The sequence below is a fragment of the Bacteroidota bacterium genome, assembly GCA_016213405.1.
Classification (GTDB): domain Bacteria; phylum Bacteroidota; class Bacteroidia; order Palsa-948; family Palsa-948; genus Palsa-948.
Genome location: JACRAM010000125.1, coordinates 32,858 through 53,894 on the forward strand (window position 1 = coordinate 32,858; position 21,037 = coordinate 53,894).

Below are 21,037 nucleotides of genomic sequence, written 5' to 3' on the forward strand. Positions count from 1 at the left end.
TAAAAAGTAAAAACTATAAAAAAGTAAAAACATAAGAAACAACACCCCTTCATTCTCCCCCTTTGGGGGAGTTAGAGGGGGCTAAACAAAAAACTATGAATCACTCAATCACAAACCAGCCGCCCGGAAAAGCATTTCCTGATGAACAGGATTATCACGGGCATCCTAATTACGGAAAAATATTTTTGTCTCTTCTTGTACTGATGGGGGCGAGTTTGGTAGTAGGATATTTTACTTCTCCCATGATCGGAGTAAGCTTAATATTTCTTGTTGCGCTGATAAAAGCAGGGCTTGTAGTAGGAAATTTCATGCATCTTAAATTTGAACCAATACTGATTTTGGTAGTGGTATTGGTTGTGGTTTTTATTCTTGCTTCGTTTTTCTGGGGAGTGTTCCCCGATATTACATTAATAACCCGTGATGTTGTAAAATAAAAGCCCATCCCTAACCATTCCCAAAGGGAAGGGGAAACAAAAACAAATTGAAAATGCAAACGGAAATAGTTACAAAAAATAAATTATACTCTCTCCCCTTTGGGGAGAGGCGGAGAGGGGCTTTAATTTCTGACGGAGCAATAGGAATGTCTTTGCTCATTGCAACAGAGTTAATGTTCTTTGCGGGATTAATCAGCGCGTATCTTGTGAACAAAGCGGGTGCCTCGTGGCCCCCATACGGGCAGCCAAGATTACCGATTGAAATAACTGCAATGAACACATTCATTCTGCTTCTTAGTTCAGTTACTCTTTACTTCTTTCGAAAAAAATATGCAGAAGGAAACGAAAAAAAATTATTGATAGTTACCCTGTTGTTAGGATTTGCTTTCGTTACCATACAGGGAATAGAATGGGTAAAACTTTTACAATTCGGGCTGACCACCACCTCCAGTTTATACGGTGCATTTTTCTATACGCTGATAGGCGCACATGGATTTCATGTAATTGTTGGACTTTGCATTCTTCTTTACATTTTACTTTCAGTCAATAAAAAATCGCCCAACGAAAAATTACTCAATAGAATATCAGCATGCAGTATGTACTGGTATTTTGTTGTTGGAATTTGGCCTGTGCTTTACATACTTGTTTATTTAAGTTAAAAATGGAAACAACCATCTCCATAAAAACTCCTATACAAATTCTGAAAGCAAAACTTTCTGATTACGCGCAACTGATTAAAATGCGTTTGTCATTTCTCGTTGTGTTTTCTGCTGCGATGGCATATTTGTGGGCAACTCACAGAAATGTAGATACGTTATCAATATGGATGCTTTCCATAGGGGGATTTTTTATCACAGGTTCGGCAAATACGTTCAATCAAATTATTGAAAGAGAATCAGACAAACTGATGAAGCGCACGGCTAACCGTCCGCTTGCGACAGAGCGTATGCAAGTAAGCGAAGCGTTGATACTTGCTCTTATTCTTGGAATTTCCGGACTGTATATTCTTTCTCAAATAAATTCTATCTGTGTTGTTCTTGGCGCTGTCGCAATGTTCATTTACATTTGCATTTACACGCCACTAAAAAAAATCACCTGGTTATCTGTAGTTCCCGGTGCTATAGCGGGTTCGCTGCCTGTTGTCATCGGCTGTGCTGCGGCAACAGGTGCAATTTCTCGCGAAACATTATTCTTGTTTCTGATTCAGTTCATCTGGCAATTTCCGCACACTTGGTCTATTGCATGGCTGCTCAGTGATGAATACAACAAAGCAGGAATAAAAATGCTGCCCACATCTGAGAAAAGTAAAACATCCGCCATTCTTATACTGCTTTCAACATTTCTTATTATTCCTACTGGACTTCTGTTATATATGTATGAGTCATCTGGCATTCATGTAACATGGATGATTGCCCTTGCAGGAATCATCATGCTTTTGTTTGCCTTCCGATTTTATAAATTAAGAACCGATAAATCAGCAGTGAGTTTAATGCTGAGCTGTTTTGCTTATTTGCCTATTGTGTTAATCATTCTTGTTGCAGAAAATTTTTTATGAAAAAAAAATTCATACTTGTAATTTCTTTGCTGTTCTTTTTTCTGCCTGAAGCTATTTTCGCTTGCAGTGTGTGTAAAGGAGGAGCTTCGCAGGAAAAATTAGATGCTTATATCCTGACTACAGGTATACTTGCAGGGCTACCGATTTTAATGGGCTTGCTTTTTTTCTTTTTATTTCGCAGGGCATCCAGAGCAACAAAATTGAATCCTTGAACAATAGATAAAAAATCTTTCAAGATAAATTAATAAATGTGCTGATGGAATGAATTTCTTTTGTTCTCTTTCGTACATTCGTCCACATTCGTATTTTGTAAATCATGAAAAAGCCCGTTCTTCTTCTGGTAATCCTACTTTTCCCAGCGCTTGTTTACATTTTTTTCTCCACAGGCAAACACCGCATGATGCACCTTTCCATTTTTTACCCCGAAGATGTAAAGACAACCGTTGTGGATGGAAAAGAAAAAACCGATACCATCTACCACACCATCCCCCCCTTCCGGTTTATTAATCAGGATGGCGATACAGTTACAGACAAAAACTTTGCTGACAAGATTTATGTGGCTGATTTCTTTTTCACCACCTGTCCTACCATTTGCCCCAAAATGATGTTCCAGATGGAGCGCGTGAACGCAGTAACACAGAAAACTCCTGACTTTCTTATCATTTCACATACTGTAAATCCAGCGCACGACAGCGTTCCCGTTCTTGCCGAATACTCAAAATTGGTTCATGCCGATTCAAAAAAGTGGATGCTGGTAACAGGAAACAAAAAAGATATTTATGACATTGCGATTGACGGTTACAAACTTGCCGTGGAGGAAGACCCGCGTGCACCTGGAGGGTTTCTTCATAGCGAAATGTTCGTTCTTGTGGATAAGGATAAAAGAATACGCGGTTATTATGACGGCACCGATTCTGCCCACGTTAACAAACTGATAAATGATATAAAAATAGTATCCGCTGAATACCAATCCAGAAATTCAAAACCAAAAATTTATCAGAAGCACGAATGACGGATAAGAAAATTTTTATTCTGAGTGTTATTGTTTCATTAATTGTCTTTACTGTTGTTGTCATATTAAATATTATTCCGAAACCTGATTTTGTTCCTGATTTTGTCAGGCATTTACCCTTTCTTAATGCAGTAATTAACGGAACGTGCTCGGTATTACTGCTTGCTTCCCTCTACTTTATCAAAAGAAAAAATATTCCGGTTCACAAGAAAATAAATCTCACTGCATTTCTTCTTTCTTCTCTATTTCTTGTTTCATACATTCTCTACCACTACTTTTCCGAAGAAACTAAATTCCCAGTCGATAGTTCTCTTCGTCCTCTCTATTTAGTAATTCTTCTTTCGCACATTCTTCTTGCCAGCCTTGTGCTTCCTTTTATTTTAATTTCTTTTTATTTCGGATTGAACATGAAAGTTCCCCAGCATAAAAAAATTGTCCGATGGAGTTATCCTGTCTGGCTATATGTTACCATCACAGGAGTTATTGTTTACCTTATGATTTCCCCCTATTATTCCTTCTGAATTTTTCTTCTTATATTTGTTTCATGAAATTCAAAGGCACTCGTATTTTCTTAATGCTCTTTATTATCGCACTGGTAATTTTTCTGGCAGATGATTCCATTGCGCAGTGCTCTATGTGCCGGAAGATTGCAACTGACGGAGCAAATTCAAAAACGGTTGGCAACGCATTGAATCATGGAATTCTTTATTTACTTGCACTTCCTTATTGCATGATTGCGTTTATCTTCCGCAAACAGATCCTTGGCTTTATGCGCTCCTTTCTAGCCAAGAAGTAATTTTTGCCTGTTTGCTCATCTTGCTTATCTTTGCACTAGTTCTTATAAATTACTTATCGCGAAAGGTGGAGGGAGACGCCCAGTGAAACCTTGACAACCGCCTCCGATTTATCGGAGGAAAGGTGCCAAATCGTAAAAAAGATAAGTCGGAGGTAATTGAAATAAAACACAATTATATATAATCCCTTCCGACAAAACGGTAGGGATTTTTTTTTAAAATGAATGACATAAGAAAAATATTAGAAGAGCGCATCCTCGTCATTGACGGGGCAATGGGCACGATGATTCAGCAGCACAAACTGAGTGAAGCGGATTATCGTGGCTCTCGATTTAAAAATTTCCCAAGTGATTTGAAAGGAAATAATGATTTGCTTGTTCTCACGCAACCCGATATCATTAAAAACATTCATCTTGAATATTTAAAAGCAGGTGCAGATATTATTGAGACGAATACTTTCAATGCGCAGAAAATTTCTCTGGCGGATTACAAGATGGAAAGTTTGGCGTATGAAATTAATTTGGAAGCCGCGAAGATTGCAAAATCTTCGGTCGAAGAATTTCATCAACAAAATCCTAAATCCAAAATCCTTAATCCTAAATTCGTAGCTGGCGCACTTGGTCCCACCAACAAAACTCTTTCTCTCTCTCCCAATGTAAATGACCCGGGTTTTCGCGCTGTGACCTTTGACGAAGTCGTTGAAGCATATTCTGAACAAGTCAGAGGTTTGATGGACGGAGGTGTTGATTTGCTTTTGGTTGAAACTATTTTTGATACGCTGAATGCGAAGGCTGCTCTCTTTGCAATTCAAAATATATTTGAAGCAAAAGGAATTGAATTGCCCGTGATGGTTTCGGGAACCATCACTGATGCAAGCGGAAGAACCTTGAGCGGACAAACCGTAGAAGCTTTTCTAAATTCTATTTCGCACATGAACTTATTGAGCGTTGGTTTAAACTGTGCGCTTGGAGCAAAAGAGATGAGGCCTTACCTGGAAGAACTTTCCTCGAAAGCTCCTTTCTTCATCAGCGCCTATCCGAATGCCGGTTTGCCCAATCAATTTGGCGAGTACGATGAAACACCTGAGACCATGTGTCAGCAGATTGATGATTTTCTGGAGAACGGTTTTCTGAATATCGTTGGCGGCTGCTGTGGAACAACACCTGACCACATCCGTCATATTGCGGAACACGCACGTAAAACTAAACCGAGGGAAATTCCGAAGACAGAACCCTATCTGCGCCTGAGCGGATTGGAAGCAGTCACTTATCGTCCTGATTCTAATTTCATGAATATTGGTGAACGTACAAACGTGACTGGCTCGCGTAAGTTTGCCAAACTTATTATTGACGGAAAATATGATGAAGCACTTTCCGTAGCCCGCGATCAGGTGGAAGGCGGTGCACAGGTGATTGACATTTGCATGGATGAAGGAATGCTGGATGCCGTGGAAGCGATGACAAAGTTCTGCAACCTCATCGCGGCTGAACCCGATATTTCGAAAGTTCCGATCATGCTCGACTCCTCCAAGTTTTATGCGATTGAAGCCGGGCTGAAATGTATTCAGGGAAAAGGAATCGTGAATTCCATTTCGATGAAAGAAGGGGAGAAAATTTTTATTGAGCAGGCGAAGAAAGTAAAAAAATATGGCGCTGCTGTGATCGTAATGGCGTTTGACGAAAAGGGACAAGCCGATACTTACGAGCGAAGAATTGAAGTATGCGCGCATGCCTACAAAATTCTCACCCAAGTGGTGAAGTTCCCTCCGCAGGACATAATTTTTGACCCCAATGTTTTTCCCATCGCAACAGGAATGGAGGAACATCGCAAGAATGCGATAAATTATTTTGAAGCAACAAAATGGATCAAGAAAAATCTTTCGTTGGCAAAAGTCAGCGGGGGTGTGAGCAATGTATCGTTTTCTTTCCGCGGAAATGATCATGTGCGTGAAGCCATTCACTCTGCATTTTTATATCACGGAATAAAAGCCGGAATGGATATGGGGATTGTGAATCCGTCACAGCTTCAGGTGTACGATGAGATTCCGAAAGAACTATTGGAATTGGTGGAAGATGTTCTCCTCGACCGAAACGATGACGCAACCGAACGGTTAATTAATTACGCAGAAAAAGTTAAAGGAGCGGGAAAACAAAAAGAAGTTAAGGACGAAGAGTGGCGCAGAGGAACTGTAGGTGAACGGCTCACTCATTCACTCGTGAAAGGAGTTACCGATTTTATTGAATCGGATGTGGAAGAAGCTCGCAAAACTTTCCCGAAGGCATTGCACGTAATCGAAGTCCCTCTGATGGATGGAATGAATGTGGTGGGGGATTTATTCGGAAGCGGGAAAATGTTTTTACCCCAGGTAGTGAAAAGCGCACGCGTGATGAAAAAAGCGGTAGCGTATCTGGAATCCTATCTGCAAGTTGAAAAGGTTGCAGGTGAAGAAGGAAAGTCTGCCGGAAAAGTTTTATTGGCTACCGTGAAAGGCGATGTGCACGACATCGGTAAAAATATTGTGGGCGTTGTACTTGCCTGCAACAATTACGAAGTGATTGATCTTGGCGTAATGGTGCCTTGCGAAAAAATTCTTGCCGCAGCGAAAAAAGAAAAAGTGGACATCATCGGCTTGAGCGGACTCATCACTCCTTCATTGGATGAAATGGTGCATGTGGCAAAAGAAATGGAGCGAGAAGGATTTAATATTCCTTTACTCATTGGCGGTGCAACCACTTCGAAAGTTCATACGGCTGTAAAAATCGCCACAAACTATTCTCATTCTGTGGTGCATGTAAATGATGCATCGCGCAGTGTTCCTGTTGTGGGAAATCTGGTTTCTAAAGCATTGCACAAGAATTTTATGAAAAATGTTCAGGATGAATACCACCTCATCCGTGAGCAAAACAAAAAATCACATTCACAGAATATTTATTTATCGCTGGAAGAGGCAAGGAAAAATAAATTCCTGCTCAGCGAATCCGCCATACCTGTGAAGCCCTCTTTCATCGGCAACAAGACATTGAAAAATTATCCACTGGAAGAAATCGCAAAGTTTATTGACTGGACTCCGTTTTTTCATAGCTGGGACATGAAAGGAACCTATCCGAAAATATTTGATAATAAAGAAAGAGGAGCAGAAGCCAAAAAGCTTTTCGATGATGCTCAAAAAATGCTGAAGAAAATTATTGAAGGGAAGTGGCTTCAGGCAAATGCAGTGATTGGATTTTATCCTGCACATTCTGCAGATGATGATATTCATATTGCGAATGGCAAGAAAGAAGTTGTTCTTCACACGATTCGGCAGCAAACAAAAAAAACAAGCGGACAGTTCAATGTTGCGTTATCTGATTTTGTGAAAGCAGAAAATGATTTTATCGGGGCATTCGCAGTCACCACCGGAATCGGAATAGAAAAAAAATTAGCCGAATTTGAAAAAGACCACGATGATTATTCTTCCATCATGCTAAAAGCGCTCGCTGACCGGTTAGCCGAAGCATTCGCAGAACATCTTCATGCAAGGGTGAGAAAAGAATTCTGGGGTTATGCAAAGGAGGAAAATCTTACGGGTGAAGAAATCATACAGGAAAAATATATTGGCATTCGTCCAGCACACGGTTATCCGGCACAGCCCGACCATACTGAGAAAAAGATTTTATTTGATTTGCTTGAGGTGGAGAAGAACACAGGCATCACCCTGACTGAAAGCATGGCGATGTACCCAACTGCTGCCGTATGCGGTTTATATTTTTCACATCCTGAATCTCATTATTTCGGAGCGGGAAAAATCAGAAAAGATCAGGTGGAAGATTACGCAAAGCGGAAAGGAATGAAGTTGGAAGAAATGGAGAAATGGTTAGGTCCAATACTCGCGTATTAGTTCATCGGCACTTCTATCACAAGGATTTCTGAATCAGAATTTGCTTTGATGCTGACCTTATTTGTATCCCAAATGCCCATAGCATCTCTTCTTGATAATTTTTGTCCGTCAATTTCAATTTCTCCTTCCACCACCATTACGTAGGCGCCATTTCTTTTATGCCGGATAGAATAATCAGAAGTTTTTCCTTTGTCGAAATTTCCGAGAGCGAAAAACGCGTCCTGATTGATCCACATCGTTTTATCTAACTTCTCCGGAGAGACAATCGTATGAAATTTATTTTTTCGTTCTTCAGCAGAAAATGATTTCTGTTCATAGCGAGGTTCAACGTCTTTTACTTTCGGAAAAATCCAGACCTGAAAAAGTTTTGTCTCTTCAGTTTTTGAGCCGTTATATTCGGAATGAAAAACTCCTGTGCCTGCGCTCATCGCCTGTATTTCGCCAGGTTTTATTTGCCCGGTATTTCCCATAGAATCCTTATGCTCGAGAATTCCTTTCAGGGGTATCGTTACGATCTCCATATTATCGTGCTGGTGCATCCCGAAACCCATAGCGGGAGCAATGGTGTCATCGTTCAAAACTCTCAGCAAACCGAACTGAACTTTCTTTGCGTCATACCAGTTTGCAAATGAAAATGAATGATAGGCATTCAGCCATCCGTGATCGGCATGGCCGCGTTCATCAGCAGGGTGAAAAATTGTTTTCATATCAAACACCCCTACATTCCACTTCCAGGGAGAGTTCTATCCGACAAAATTATTCTGCTTATGCGCTCCATCACAGTACGGCTTATTGGAAGAGTGTCCGCACCGGCACAAAAATGATTTCTCTTCTTTTACTTCTGTTGTTCCGTCCGTTTTTATGACAATGATGTTTCCTTCCACCATGAGTGGTCCGTTTGCAAGCGCTGTAACTTTTGTTGTTTCCATAAAGATTATTTAAGATTATTATTAATAGTTATTTTGAAGCAACAACATTAAATTTAACAGTGAACTCATCGTAAATTATTTTATCTCCTATTTCAGGGAAAAAAGATTTTGAACCATACTTGATGTCAAACTTGGAGCGGTCAATGGTAGCTGTTCCGACACAGGCAATATTTTCACCTTTCATTTTTATCACAGCGTCAAACTCAATTAGGTTTGTTATTTCCTTTATTGTCAAATTGCCTTTTACGTGATGCGTAAAGTCACCTTCTTTTGCATCTTTAATCGGGGTGGCAGATATAATTTCAAACTTTCCTTTCGGGAATTTTACCGGATCAAAAAAATCTGCCGACTTTAAATGTCCATCCATCTTGGTTTTCCATTCTCCGGATAAATCTTTGTCTTCGATACTGGTCATATCTATTTCAAATTTTCCTCCTGTAACAACGTCTTTCTTCATCGTTATTTCTCCAGATGAGAGCAGGATGGTTCCGTTGTGTTCGCCAGTGAGTTTTTTACCAGTCCATTCCAGGGAACTTGCTTTTGTGTCTACCTTGTAGATGTCATCATTCATTGTGAAAGCGGAGAGGGCAATCATTCCGATCACTGTAACTCCATAAATTGTTTTTTTCATTTTTGTTTTTGTTTTTGTTTTTAGTTGTTTTTAATTTGTTCTGACCTTTGATATATATATGAATCATTCTAAAAAATTATTTTCTCATTTTGTCTAATATGCCATTTACCATCTTCGCTTCTTTTTCTGATAGATGAGAAATTAATTTATTCCATTCTTTTTCCGCTTTATCAAGTTCCGCGAGCAGGGTTAAACCTTTTTTTGTAATAAGCACGTCACAAGCCCTGCGGTCATTTATAGAAATTTTCCTTTCTATAAGTCCTTTCTTTCTCAGCTTTTCCACCAACCTTGATGCGTTAGACATTTTATTCAACATTCTTTCGATCAGAAGGTTTACGGTTGCAGGATTCGGAAATTGCCCGCGGAGTATTCTCAGGATATTAAACTGCTCGGAAGTAATGTTATGCAGACGACAATGTTTCGCATGATGATGCGTCAGCCAGTTAGCCGTATAAACAATATTTATCCCGAGCTTCTGGTATTCGCTTTTGAATTTGTTTTGTTTTATTTCATCCTCCAGCTTCATGGATCAAATATATGCATAAACATTATATGTATGTACATATATTTTTGCATAACTCATAACTTACTGAACTTCAGGGCAGAAAAATCTGCAGATTAACTCTTTTCGATGAAACTGATTGGAATAGTAAGCCCTTGGGCGAACTCATATTCAAATTCCTCTTTGGCACTTTCATCATCATAATACCAGTTCACGGTCATCTTTACACCTTTCTTATGGAGGTTTTCCAACTGGTCAAGGATTTCGCGGAGTACGCGCGCAGAAGGTGTGTTAAAATATTCTATTTTGAAATTTATCGTTGCACCATTCAATTGTTTTTCTCCGTTCTCCTCTATCCATTTCATCACAGGATCGTAAAACTTAGAGGGACTTTCAGGGCGCGACCATCCTGAAATAGAATATTTTTTATCACCAGGACTCATGATAACTTCCGGAGATACATCCGTTGCTTTAATGAAAATTGCTTCCATAGGAGTATATTAAAATATTATTGTTTTTTTTCTATGTACTTAATCGGAAAACCCAATCCTTGTGCGAACTCATACTCAAATTCTTCTTTAGATTCCACATCATCATAGTACCAAACCACATTCATCTTCACGCCTTGCTGATACAGCAAATCTAATTTTTCAAACATATGACGAATCATTTTAGCCGAAGGGGTGTTGAAATATTCGATCTTGAAATCTATAGTCGCGTTGTTCAGAAACTTCACGCCTTTATCTTCAATCCATTTAAAAACCTGCTCATAAAACTTGAACGGACTTTCCGGACGAGACCAGCCGGAGATAGAATACGTGCTGTTCTTCGGGCTAAAAACAACTTCGGGGGAGTAGTCTGTTCCTTTAATAATCAGTTCTTCCATGGCGCTGGCTTACACAGGCAAAAGTAAAAATTAATTCAAGATAACCACAAGGTCATCCGCACTTACACGGACACCCTCTTTAAGCGAAATATTTTTTACCTCCACATCTGTTTGAGCAGTGACTGTTGTTTCCATTTTCATCGCTTCAATAACGAAAAGCGGTTCGTTCTTTTTTACTGTCTGTCCTTTCTTCACAAAAACTTTTGAGAGGAGTCCCTGCAACGGAGCACCGATATGTTTTGAGTTTCCATTCTCCACTTTTTGGTTTTCTTCCTTTTTAATATTGAGCGAGCGGTCTTGCACTTCAATGTTGCGGGTTTGTCCGTTTACTTTGAAGAAGACCGTTCTCATTCCGTTTTCATTCGGTGGACCGATGGAAAGCAATTTCACGATGATGGATTTTCCAGCCGTGAGTTCAATAATCGTTTCTTCGTTTAAATTCATTCCGAAGAAAAAATTTCTTGTTGGTATGCGAGAAACAAACCCAAATTCTGTCCACTTCTTAAACGTATCTTCAAAGACCTTCGGATACATTTTGTATGAAAGAAAATCGGTGATATAAATAGGTCTGCCTAAATCGCTTTCCCTGAACTTCTTTTTAAACTCTTCAAACTCTTGTTCAAAATCAACCGGCTCAAGATGTGCGTTAGGGCGATTGGTGTAGGGTTTTTTATCTTTCAAAACCAACTTCTGTAATTGCTTTGGAAAACCTCCTGGCGATTGTCCCAAATCTCCTCTGAAAAATCCATGCACGGATTCGGGGAAAGAAAGTGTACCACCTTTTTCCAGCACATCTTTTGCCGTGAGCCCATTTGAAATCATGAACAGAGTCATGTCGCCTACCACTTTTGAACTTGGAGTAACTTTCACAATGTCTCCGAACAAAAGATTCACATCACGATAGGTTTTCTTGATTTCTTCAAACTTCTCCCCTACTCCAAGCGCACTTGCCTGCTGAACCAGATTGGAATATTGCCCGCCCGGCATTTCGTGGTAGAAAACTTCTGCAGTACTTGCTTTCAATCCCGATTCAAAAGAATAATAATACTCACGCACGTCTTCCCAGTAATTTGAGAACTGATTTAATTTATCTACATCAATCTTATTTTCCCGCTTGTGAAATTTCATCATCTCAACGATGGAATTAAAATTGGGCTGGGAAGTCAAACCCGACAATCCGCCAAGCGCAACGTCAATCACGTCCACTCCCGCTTCAATCGCTTTGAGATACATGGCTGATTGAAGTGAAGAAGTATCATGCGTGTGAAGGTGAATCGGGATTTTTATTTTTTGTTTCAGTTCGGAAATAAGTTCGTAAGCAGAATATGGCTTGAGCAAACCAGCCATATCTTTTATCGCAAGAATGTGCGCACCTGAATTTTCTATTTCCTTCGCTAGTTTGAGATAATACTTGAGATTATATTTTTTCCTGCTTGTATCGAGAATCTCTCCTGTGTAACACATCGCCACTTCCGCGATACTTTTGGTTTTTTTTCGGATGGCGCTAATGCTCGGCTCCATCGCTTTCAGCCAGTTAAGCGAATCAAACACACGAAAAATGTCTATGCCATGCTCATATGATTTCTCGATGAACTTTTCCACAAGATTATCAGGATACGCAGTGTAGCCCACTGCATTTGAGCCGCGGATGAGCATCTGCAAAAGAATATTAGGAACTGCTTTGCGGATGTCTATCAATCTGCGCCATGGATTTTCATAGAGGAAACGCAGGCACACATCAAACGTGGCGCCACCCCAAACCTCCATGCTGAACACCTGCGGGTGGTTCTTTGCGAAACTTTCAGCCACTTTCAGCATGTCATAGGTTCTCATACGAGTTGCAAGAAGTGACTGATGCGCATCGCGGAAAGTAGTATCGGTGTAATGAATCTTTTTTTCTTTTTTCAGCCACTCGCAGAATTTTTCAGGACCTAATTTCGTAAGAAGGTCTTTTGTTCCTTCAGGAAATCTATCATAATGATTGTACGAAGGAACATTCGGTTTCTGAAATATTTTCGTCTTATCCACTACTTTTACATCCGGATTTCCGTTCACAATAGTATCTCCCAAAAACTTCACTACCTTGGTTGCCCTGTCTAATCGTTTCTGAAAGATAAAAAGCTCTTTGTGATTCGCAATAAAAGAAACTGTTGCTTTGCCATCGTGAAAATCTTTGTGGTTAACGATGTTTTCAAGAAAAGGAATATTCGTCTTCACTCCACGGATGCGGAATTCAGAAAGCGCACGGTGCATTCTTCTGCAAGCGCCATCGAGCGTGCGGGAGTGCGCGGAAATTTTTACCAGCATGGAATCAAAGAACGGGCTGATGGTTGCTCCCTGATAAACACTGCCGGCATCCAAACGAATTCCAAATCCGCCAGGACTTCGGTAAGTAATCACCGTTCCGTAATCGGGTTTGAAATCCTGCTCAGGATCTTCGGTGGTAACACGGCATTGAATTGCATAACCGTTTGTTTTTATCGCATCCTGTGATAAAATTTTAATCTGCGTATCGCTTAGTTTGTATCCTCCCGCAACAAAGATTTGTGTTTTCACGATATCAATTCCAGTTACCATTTCAGTTACAGTATGCTCTACTTGAATACGGGGATTTACTTCGATGAAGTAAAGAGACCATGAAGCCCCACCTAAATCCTCCCCCAAGGGGAGGACTTTTTTTTCACGCTTTCTGTTCTCAGAATTTTTTTTCTCCCTTCCCTTGGGGAAGGGCTGGGGTTGGGCTTCTTCTCCATCTCCCTTCCTTTGGGGAAGGGTTTGGGCGCTCACTAGAAATTCCACCGTCCCGACATTATTATAGTTTACTGCTTTGCAAATCTTCAGGGCGTAGTTATAGAGTTTTTGCCTTACTTCCTGCGGCAAACCAAACGAAGGGGCTACTTCTACCACCTTCTGATACCTGCGCTGAACGGAACAGTCGCGCTCAAAAAGATGAACAATGTGTCCGAAATTATCAGCCGCAATCTGAACTTCAATGTGTTTGGGATTTTCTACAAACTTTTCAAGAAATACGGTGTCATCACCAAAAGCATTTTTTGCTTCGCGCCTTGCTTCATCAAAAGATTTTTCCAGATCTTCCGAATTGCGAACCACACGCATTCCTCTTCCTCCACCTCCGGCTGTTGCTTTCAGCATCAACGGAAATCCGATTCTATCCGCTTCCTCCAGAGCGACTTTTATATTCTTCAAATCCTTGTTACTGCTTTCAATGATGGGAATATTATTTGCCTGCGCAATTTTCTTGGCAGAAATTTTATCGCCCAGTGCGAGCATTACTTCAGGTTTGGGACCTATGAAAATAATTCCGTTCTCTGCACACTTGCGCGCGAATTCTGCATTCTCGGAGAGAAATCCGTAGCCGGGATGAATGGCATCTACTTGTTTTTCTTTGGCAAGATTTATTATTTCGTCCATGTTCAGGTAGGGCTTGAGCGCTTCGTCATCTTTTCCGACCTGATAGGACTCATCGGCTTTGTAGCGGTGCTGGGAGTAGCGGTCTTCGTAGGTATGAATTCCGACCGTCTTCAAACCAAGTTCAAAGCAGGCGCGGAAAACCCGGATTGCGATTTCGCCACGGTTGGCGACCAATATTTTTTTGATTTTCATTTAAACGATTACACAGATTATGAAAAATGATTACACCGATTTTTTTACCGCGCGAAAATAGATAGGAAACGAAACGGAAACAAGCAATTCAATTAACAAACAATTAACGATGGGTGTTATTTGGGCGCGTCCCCAAGCGAAACGCAAGGGATCAGGCTATCCGCTACAATCTTTGGCTTTGTCATTCTGAGCAAAGCGAAGAATCTTCTCGCCAAAGGATTTTCGCTTCTATCCTTCGCGCAAACAGCCGTGTGAGGTGTGGGCATTTCGTTTTCCCTCCGATAAATCGGAGGACTATTAACATATCGCTCCTATGGAGCGAGGAAAAACTCCTTAGGAGTTTAATATTAATAGCCCCGACATTCATGTCGGGGTAAAATGATTCACCAAAAAATCTCCCCTCCTTTTGAAGGAGGGGAAGGGGTGGTAATTTTTTTGCGCGAAGGATTGAGCCAATTGTCTGAGCTCTTTTTGTGTTTCACAAAAAAGCGAGTGGCGAAAGCCTGACCTGAGTCTTCGAAGGACGCGCCCTAACTAATCCTTCCCCAATACGGTTTTGCTTTTTTGATTCGGGTGAGTTCGGTAAGGATGGGCAGGTTTTCAGGGAGGGAGAGGTCGGGGTCAGCTAGTAAAAGTTTTTCTGCAATGTCGCGGGAGAAAGTGAGTATCTGCGAATCTTTTATCAGATCGGCTATGTGCAAATCGGTGATTCCGCTTTGCTGTGTGCCCGCCATGTCGCCCGGACCGCGGAGGTGCAAATCCACTTCGGCAATTTCAAAACCGTTGTTGGTGCGCACCATCGTTTCCATACGCACTCGCGCTTCGGCAGAAAGTTTATAGCCCGTCATGAGAATGCAAAATGATTCTTCGGCACCGCGCCCTACTCTTCCACGCAGCTGGTGTAACTGTGAAAGACCGAAACGTTCAGAACTTTCAATCACCATCACACAGGCATTGGGAACATCTAAGCCCACTTCAATCACTGTGGTGGCAACAAGGATATTTATTTTCCCTTCGGCAAATTCTTTCATGTTGTGGTCGCGTACATTATTTGGAAGTTGTCCGTGAACCATTGCAACACGAACAGGAGCCCCACCCCTGCCCTCCCCCAAGGGGAGGGAGATTAATTCCATTTTTATTTTCTCCAATACCGCTTCTGCATTACCAATCACCTCTTCATTTTTAAAACGAATAATTTTAAAACCTAAATTTTCTAATCGCATTGTTCGTTCTTTATCTGCTTGCACAATTTCTGGTCGAAGATGATACCCACCATCCACTTCTATAATCAGGAGTTTTGATAAGCAAACAAAATCAACAATGAATTCATCAATGATGTGCTGTCTTCTGAATTTGTATTCCTCAAGATTTTTCTTTCTCAAACATTGCCAAAGAACTTTTTCCGCTTCTGTTGTAGCCCCTTTTCTTTCTTCCTGAAGTTCTTTGAACAAATGGTACATGGAAGGTCTTGCGGTCTCGTAGAAAGGTTTTTCATCTCCACTTCCTTGGGAAGGGGACGGGGGTAGGCTTCCGAACTCTTTTGTAATTCTTTCCCATCCTTCTCTAAGATTTTCATAATCCAAAACTTTTGATTCTTCTATAATCGGATACACAACATAAACCTGTCCGCCTTTTGCAATCTGTTCTTTCATAAACTGAAAAACTTTCGGGCGGTGCACATCTATGCGATGAGCTGTTTTGATGGGTTTTCTGCCGGGAGGGAGTTCATCAATAGTAGAAATATCTAAATCTCCATAGAGAGTCATTGCTAATGTTCGGGGGATTGGGGTGGCGGTCATTACTAATACATGAGGGGGTGCCCATGCCCCCTCCCTACCTCCCCCATTGGGGGAGGAAGAACTTTTTTTCCACAGACGGGAGCGATGAGCAACTCCGAATTTATGTTGCTCGTCAATTACGGCAAGCCCTAGATTTTTAAATTGAACCACTTCTTCTACAAGCGCATGTGTGCCGATGAGAATATTAAGTTCTCCACTTTGCAATTGTTCATGAATTATTGTTCTTTCTTTCTTTTTTGTTGAGCCGGTTAGCAAAGCAATTTTCACATTCGTATTCTGCAATAATCGTTCAAGATTTTTATGATGTTGCATGGAAAGAATTTCTGTTGGAGCCATCACGCAGGCCTGAAATCCGTTATCAATCGCAATGAGCATGCTCATCAGCGCGACAATTGTTTTTCCACTTCCCACATCACCCTGCAAAAGGCGGTTCATCTGCTTGCCAGTTGCCATATCAGTGCGAATTTCTTTGATGACTCGCTTTTGTGCGTTCGTTAATTCAAACGGGAGATGGTTCCTGAAAAAATCATTGAAGTGATTTCCAACAGAAGAAAAATTAAATCCTGAATATGTTTTCTTGCGAATTGCTTTCATCTGCAAAAGACGGAGTTGGATGAAAAACAATTCGTCAAACTTCAGCCGAAACTCAGCACGCTTCAGAATTTCTGGATTTTGCGGAAGATGAATGTTCTTGATTGCTTCTTCACGGGAAATGAATTTATTTTTTTCAATCAGCGAAGCAGAAAGAATTTCAGGAATATTATTATTGATCTTAGGAACAAGTGCGCGCTGAAGTTTCCATATTCCATTGCTGTCAAGCCACTTTCGTTTCATCTTTTCAGATGTATGATACACTGCCTGCAATTTGCTCATGAACTTTATATTCTCTTCGGAGGCTTCTTCCATTTCAGGGTGGGAAATACTGAAGGTGTTTTGAAATCGCGCGGGCTTTCCGAATACAATGAATTCAGCCCCTGGTTTTAGTTTGGGCGCAATCCATTTTATTCCCTGAAACCAGACCAGTTCAATAACCCCTGTGTCATCAGCTAACTTTGCGACCAATCTTTTCTTTCCTGTGGAAATAACTTCTGCGCTTTTTATTTTTCCGTGCAACTGAACAAACGGTAAATCAGTATTCAGTTCTTTTACTTTATAAAATTTTGTGCGATCTACATAGCGGAAAGGAAAATGATGAAGCAAATCACCAAATGTCTGAATGTTCAATTCGGCTTTCAGTAATTTTTCGCGTTCAGGACCAACGCCTTTAAGAAATTTTATCGGAGTATTGAGAAAAGATTCCAACTCAAATCAGATTGCCTTGCTATCAGAAGGGAGAAGAGTTTTAAGTTTATCGTAACTCACATTCACAAGTAAGTCATCTCCGTGAAACATAGTTATCGAAGTTCCTTTCCCTTTTCTCGAAATCGAACGGATGTTTTCCTGGTGGATAAAATATTTTCCAAGCTTCCACCAAACAGGAGTTTTAGTGCTTTTCAGAGACGCATCAAGTACGATGATTTTCTTAGACATGATTAAATCAAATTTGAACGAGCGAAATTACATAATTCCTATATCTTTGAAACTCTTATGACCAACTTAGAAATAATTCAAAAGAAAATTGTTCCGCTGGAACAGCTCAGGCGCAATGTAGCCGTGTGGAAAATGAAGGATTTGAAAATCGTTTTTACCAACGGTTGTTTTGATTTGCTTCACCACGGACACATTGATTATCTCAGCAAAGCAGCAGATCTTGGCGATGTACTTGTCATAGGAGTTAATTCGGATTCTTCTGTAAAAAAATTGCATAAAGGTGCAAATCGTCCGATACAAAATGAAAACGACCGAGCGCTTATTCTTTCCGCGTTTCAGTTTGTTGAAGCCATCACAATTTTTGAAGAAGAAACTCCCCTTGAACTCATAAAAATTATTCAGCCGGATGTTTTGGTGAAAGGCGGTGACTGGAAAGAAAATGAAATAGTTGGTGCTGACATGGTTAAAGCAAAAGGCGGAACGATTGCTGTCATTCCGTTTGTGGAAGGATACTCAACCACGAATATTGAGAATAAGATTAAGTCTTCATAATATTTTCTCAGCAAATGATTGAGCGAATGAAAATTCTCTGGGAAGAAAAACCTCTCAGATTAATTTTATTTTCTGCTGTTTTTTTTCGATTGCTTGCCGTAATTTTCTCCAAAGGCTATGGCATGCACGATGACCATTTTCTTGTAATTGAATCCGCTCAATCATGGGTAGATAATTTTGATTACAACAATTGGCTTCCCTCTTCTTCCTCTTCCCCGCAACCAAGCGGGCATAGCTGGTTTTACTGCGGGCTTCATTATTTTCTTTTCAAAGGTTTGCAGGTAATCGGCATTTATGACCCGCAGATAAAAATGTATATCGTGCGGTTGCTGCATGCTTTGCTTTCATTAATCACTGTTATTCTAGGCTATAGAATTGCCCAGTTAGTTTCTGATAAACATTCAGCCCGCATGGCTGGAATCCTTCTTGCTGTTTACTGGTTTTTCCCAAATGCAAGTGTGAGAAATTTAGTAGAAGTAGCATGCATTCCTTTCCTGATGATTTCAACCTGGATGTTAGTGAGACCATCTCGGATGAATTTTTTTCTACATTTTTTTCTCGCAGGAATAATTGCAGGCATTGCCTTTTCCATTCGTTTTCAATCCATTCTTTTCGTAGGAGGATTAGGACTCGCTCTGTTGTTTCAGAAAAAATGGAAAGAAACCGTTTTCTTTGGAATCGGGGCATTGATCTGCATGGCTTCTTTGCAGGGAATTATTGACGAAGTAATCTGGGGACATCCATTCATGGAGTTTAAAGAATATGTGCGATATAATATTGAGAATGCAGAAACTTATTTTGTACAGCAATGGTATATGTACTTCGGGCTTTTGCTGGGGCTATTAATTCCTCCTATCAGCCTGTTTCTTCTTTTTGGATTTTTCAGAAGCTGGAAAAAACATCTCCTGCTTTTTCTTCCCGGTTTTATTTTTCTTGCTTTTCATTGTTACTTTCCGAATAAGCAGGAGCGGTTTATTTTACCTATCATTCCCTTTGTAATTATTCTCGGAGTAATAGGATGGAATGATTTTGTTAAAAAATCTGAGTTCTGGAATAACCGAAAAAAACTTCTTCGCGCCTGCTGGATTTTTTTCTTGACGCTGAACCTTTTGCCTTTGCTCGTAGTGTCCGTTGCCTATTCAAAAAAAAGCCGTGTAGAAGCCATGGTTTATTTGTCAACGAAAAAAGATTTTAATCGTCTTCTGGTGGAAGAAAGTTTTCGCGATGAGTTTACCATGCCTCCGTTTTTCTATCTTCGAAAATGGTACCGCGATGGCTATGTGCAGGGGGTTACGAGTGTTTACACAATTGATTCCCTCTGCGCGTGCATTCAAAAAAATTCCTCCATGCGTCCCAACTATGTAATTTTCTTTGACGAGGAAAATTTAGATAACCGTATAAAGAAGTTCAAAACATGTTTCCCGAATATAAAATATGAAACTACTGCTGAATCGGGATTCCTTGATAAATTACTATTTTGGCTCAACCCTATAAACCGGAATTATGATGCGTACATTTACAAAATAGAGAAATAGGATCATGAGCAAAATCAAAACATCTTTCTTCTGTCAGAATTGCGGAGCGCAATCCGGAAAATGGATTGGCAAATGTCCTTCTTGTAATGAGTGGAACACCTATGTGGAAGAAGTCATTCAGAAAAGTGGTGACGAAAAGAAAAAAGGAATCGGAAGCAGCAATCAACGCGCAACAAAACCTCTGCGCATTTCTGAAATCGAACAAAGCGGAGAAATCAGGATCGCTCTTCCCGATAAAGAATTGAACAGAGTGTTGGGCGGAGGAGTTGTTCCTGGCTCGGTGGTTTTATTCGGAGGTGAACCGGGAATAGGAAAATCAACATTGATGTTGCAGATTGCTTTGCAACAGAAAAAAATCAAAACACTTTACATTTCAGGAGAAGAAAGTGAACAGCAAATAAGAATGCGTGCGGACAGAATGGGAGGAAAAAATGAGGACTGTTATATTCTTTCCGAAACGAGCATGCAGAATATTTTCAAGCAGATTGAAATGCTGGAGCCAAATCTGGTGATTGTTGATTCCATACAAACCATGTATAGCTCGCATATTGATTCTTCGCCAGGAAGCATTTCTCAGGTGAGAGAATGCACGGCAGAACTTTTGCGCTATGCGAAAGAAAGTTCTACGCCTGTGTTTCTTATAGGGCACATCACCAAAGACGGAATGCTCGCAGGTCCAAAAGTTTTAGAACACATGGTGGATACAGTTTTGCAGTTTGAAGGCGACCGGCACCATATATATAGGTTGCTCCGCACATTGAAAAATCGTTTCGGCTCCACGAATGAATTAGGAATTTACGAGATGACAGGAATTGGTTTGCGCGAAGTGAGCAACCCATCTGAAATTCTCATCACCGCACGCGAAGAACCCGTGAGTGGAGTTGCAATCGCTACAACAATGGAAGGAATCCGACCGATGCTCATAGAAATTCAAACGCTCGTTAGTTCTGCAGTATACGGAACTCCGCAACGAACCGCAACAGGTTTCGATACAAAAAGATTATCCATGCTTCTTGCCGTATTGGAAAAAAGATGCGGTTTCAAACTCGGATTGAAAGATGTTTTTCTGAATGTGGCGGGCGGAATAAAAGTAGAAGACCCGGCTATTGACCTTGCCGTGATTTGTGCGGTACTTTCCTCCAGCGAAGATATTCCCATCTCACAAAAGTTTTGTTTCTGTGCGGAAGTCGGATTGAGCGGAGAGATTCGTCCTGTCAGCAGAATAGAAAGCCGTATTTCAGAAGCGGAAAAACTCGGCTTTTCAACTATTTTTATTTCCAAATACAACCTGAAAGGGTTGAATCAAAAAAGTTTTGGAATAAAAATCACTTCTGTCGGAAAAGTGGAAGATGTGTTTCGGTTACTGTTCGGCTAATT

General features: G+C 40.6%; 20 protein-coding genes and 1 riboswitch. Of the genes, 11 read left to right on the forward strand and 9 right to left on the reverse strand.

The features are described 5' to 3' along the window. The first annotated feature begins 95 nt into the window (after nucleotides 1-95). The 8 genes from HY841_15095 to metH all read left to right on the forward strand — a co-directional run bounded on the left by HY841_15095 (nucleotide 96) and on the right by metH (nucleotide 7,672). Entirely contained in the window at nucleotides 96-434 is a 339-nt protein-coding gene (locus HY841_15095; GenBank protein ID MBI4932082.1) for a cytochrome C oxidase subunit IV family protein, read from the forward strand. Between the two features lie 53 nt (nucleotides 435-487). Then, nucleotides 488-1,093 (forward strand): heme-copper oxidase subunit III, encoded by a 606-nt coding sequence (locus tag HY841_15100; protein MBI4932083.1) that lies wholly within the window; start codon nucleotides 488-490, stop codon nucleotides 1,091-1,093. A gap of 2 nt (nucleotides 1,094-1,095) precedes the next feature. Further along, nucleotides 1,096-1,989 carry a protoheme IX farnesyltransferase gene (cyoE, locus tag HY841_15105; GenBank protein ID MBI4932084.1) on the forward strand — a complete coding sequence of 298 codons (894 nt, stop codon included), beginning with the start codon at nucleotides 1,096-1,098 and terminating at the stop codon, nucleotides 1,987-1,989. Further along, nucleotides 1,986-2,201: a hypothetical protein gene (locus HY841_15110; GenBank protein MBI4932085.1), complete on the forward strand. Its 216-nt coding sequence runs from the start codon at nucleotides 1,986-1,988 to the stop codon at nucleotides 2,199-2,201. The genes cyoE and HY841_15110 overlap by 4 nt, the downstream gene beginning before the upstream one ends. Before the next feature lie 104 nt (nucleotides 2,202-2,305). Continuing rightward, nucleotides 2,306-3,001 carry an SCO family protein gene (locus HY841_15115; GenBank protein MBI4932086.1) on the forward strand — a complete coding sequence of 232 codons (696 nt, stop codon included), beginning with the start codon at nucleotides 2,306-2,308 and terminating at the stop codon, nucleotides 2,999-3,001. Next, the gene (locus HY841_15120) at nucleotides 2,998-3,522 is read left to right on the forward strand and encodes a DUF420 domain-containing protein (GenBank protein ID MBI4932087.1); all 525 of its coding nucleotides are present in this window, start codon (nucleotides 2,998-3,000) and stop codon (nucleotides 3,520-3,522) included. The genes HY841_15115 and HY841_15120 overlap by 4 nt, the downstream gene beginning before the upstream one ends. Nucleotides 3,523-3,545: 23 nt before the next feature. Further along, entirely contained in the window at nucleotides 3,546-3,797 is a 252-nt protein-coding gene (locus tag HY841_15125; protein ID MBI4932088.1) for a hypothetical protein, read from the forward strand. Between the two features lie 50 nt (nucleotides 3,798-3,847). Then, a riboswitch (SAM riboswitch) is annotated at nucleotides 3,848-3,945 on the forward strand. 70 nt (nucleotides 3,946-4,015) lie between these two features. Beyond that, nucleotides 4,016-7,672 carry a methionine synthase gene (gene metH, locus HY841_15130; protein ID MBI4932089.1) on the forward strand — a complete coding sequence of 1,219 codons (3,657 nt, stop codon included), beginning with the start codon at nucleotides 4,016-4,018 and terminating at the stop codon, nucleotides 7,670-7,672. On the opposite strand, the gene HY841_15135 is transcribed toward metH, so the two are convergent. The 9 genes from HY841_15135 to HY841_15175 form a co-directional block, all read right to left on the reverse strand. Continuing rightward, a complete protein-coding gene (locus tag HY841_15135) occupies nucleotides 7,669-8,379 on the reverse strand; it encodes a pirin family protein (GenBank protein ID MBI4932090.1) in 711 nt (236 codons plus the stop codon). The two genes, metH and HY841_15135, sit on opposite strands and share 4 nt — an antisense overlap. Before the next feature lie 36 nt (nucleotides 8,380-8,415). Continuing rightward, the gene (locus HY841_15140) at nucleotides 8,416-8,601 is read right to left on the reverse strand and encodes a CDGSH iron-sulfur domain-containing protein (GenBank protein ID MBI4932091.1); all 186 of its coding nucleotides are present in this window, start codon (nucleotides 8,599-8,601) and stop codon (nucleotides 8,416-8,418) included. Between the two features lie 28 nt (nucleotides 8,602-8,629). Next, nucleotides 8,630-9,232 (reverse strand): YceI family protein, encoded by a 603-nt coding sequence (locus HY841_15145; GenBank protein MBI4932092.1) that lies wholly within the window; start codon nucleotides 9,230-9,232, stop codon nucleotides 8,630-8,632. A gap of 76 nt (nucleotides 9,233-9,308) precedes the next feature. Continuing rightward, on the reverse strand, nucleotides 9,309-9,758 hold the full coding sequence (locus tag HY841_15150; protein ID MBI4932093.1) for a MarR family transcriptional regulator: 450 nt from the start codon (nucleotides 9,756-9,758) through the stop codon (nucleotides 9,309-9,311). Between the two features lie 92 nt (nucleotides 9,759-9,850). Next, nucleotides 9,851-10,225, reverse strand: coding sequence for a DUF1987 domain-containing protein (locus HY841_15155; protein MBI4932094.1), 375 nt, complete (start codon nucleotides 10,223-10,225; stop codon nucleotides 9,851-9,853). 17 nt (nucleotides 10,226-10,242) lie between these two features. Then, nucleotides 10,243-10,620: a DUF1987 domain-containing protein gene (locus HY841_15160; protein ID MBI4932095.1), complete on the reverse strand. Its 378-nt coding sequence runs from the start codon at nucleotides 10,618-10,620 to the stop codon at nucleotides 10,243-10,245. 30 nt (nucleotides 10,621-10,650) lie between these two features. Then, nucleotides 10,651-13,500 (reverse strand): pyruvate carboxylase, encoded by a 2,850-nt coding sequence (locus tag HY841_15165; protein MBI4932096.1) that lies wholly within the window; start codon nucleotides 13,498-13,500, stop codon nucleotides 10,651-10,653. Between the two features lie 1,274 nt (nucleotides 13,501-14,774). Then, on the reverse strand, nucleotides 14,775-17,345 hold the full coding sequence (locus HY841_15170; protein MBI4932097.1) for a DUF559 domain-containing protein: 2,571 nt from the start codon (nucleotides 17,343-17,345) through the stop codon (nucleotides 14,775-14,777). 6 nt (nucleotides 17,346-17,351) lie between these two features. Then, complete coding sequence (locus tag HY841_15175; GenBank protein ID MBI4932098.1) at nucleotides 17,352-17,573, reverse strand: hypothetical protein; 222 nt, start codon at nucleotides 17,571-17,573, stop codon at nucleotides 17,352-17,354. Nucleotides 17,574-17,630: 57 nt separating this feature from the next. On the opposite strand from HY841_15175, the gene rfaE2 reads away from it, so the two are divergent. Genes rfaE2 through radA form a run of 3 tightly spaced genes read left to right on the forward strand, consistent with a single transcriptional unit; the run spans nucleotide 17,631 to nucleotide 21,035 of the window. Next, nucleotides 17,631-18,125, forward strand: coding sequence for a D-glycero-beta-D-manno-heptose 1-phosphate adenylyltransferase (rfaE2, locus tag HY841_15180; GenBank protein ID MBI4932099.1), 495 nt, complete (start codon nucleotides 17,631-17,633; stop codon nucleotides 18,123-18,125). Nucleotides 18,126-18,151: 26 nt separating this feature from the next. Continuing rightward, nucleotides 18,152-19,660, forward strand: a complete 1,509-nt coding sequence (locus HY841_15185) for a glycosyltransferase family 39 protein (protein ID MBI4932100.1) — start codon at nucleotides 18,152-18,154, stop codon at nucleotides 19,658-19,660. A 4-nt stretch (nucleotides 19,661-19,664) separates the two neighbouring features. Next, entirely contained in the window at nucleotides 19,665-21,035 is a 1,371-nt protein-coding gene (gene radA, locus HY841_15190) for a DNA repair protein RadA (GenBank protein ID MBI4932101.1), read from the forward strand. Nucleotides 21,036-21,037: the final 2 nt, after the last annotated feature.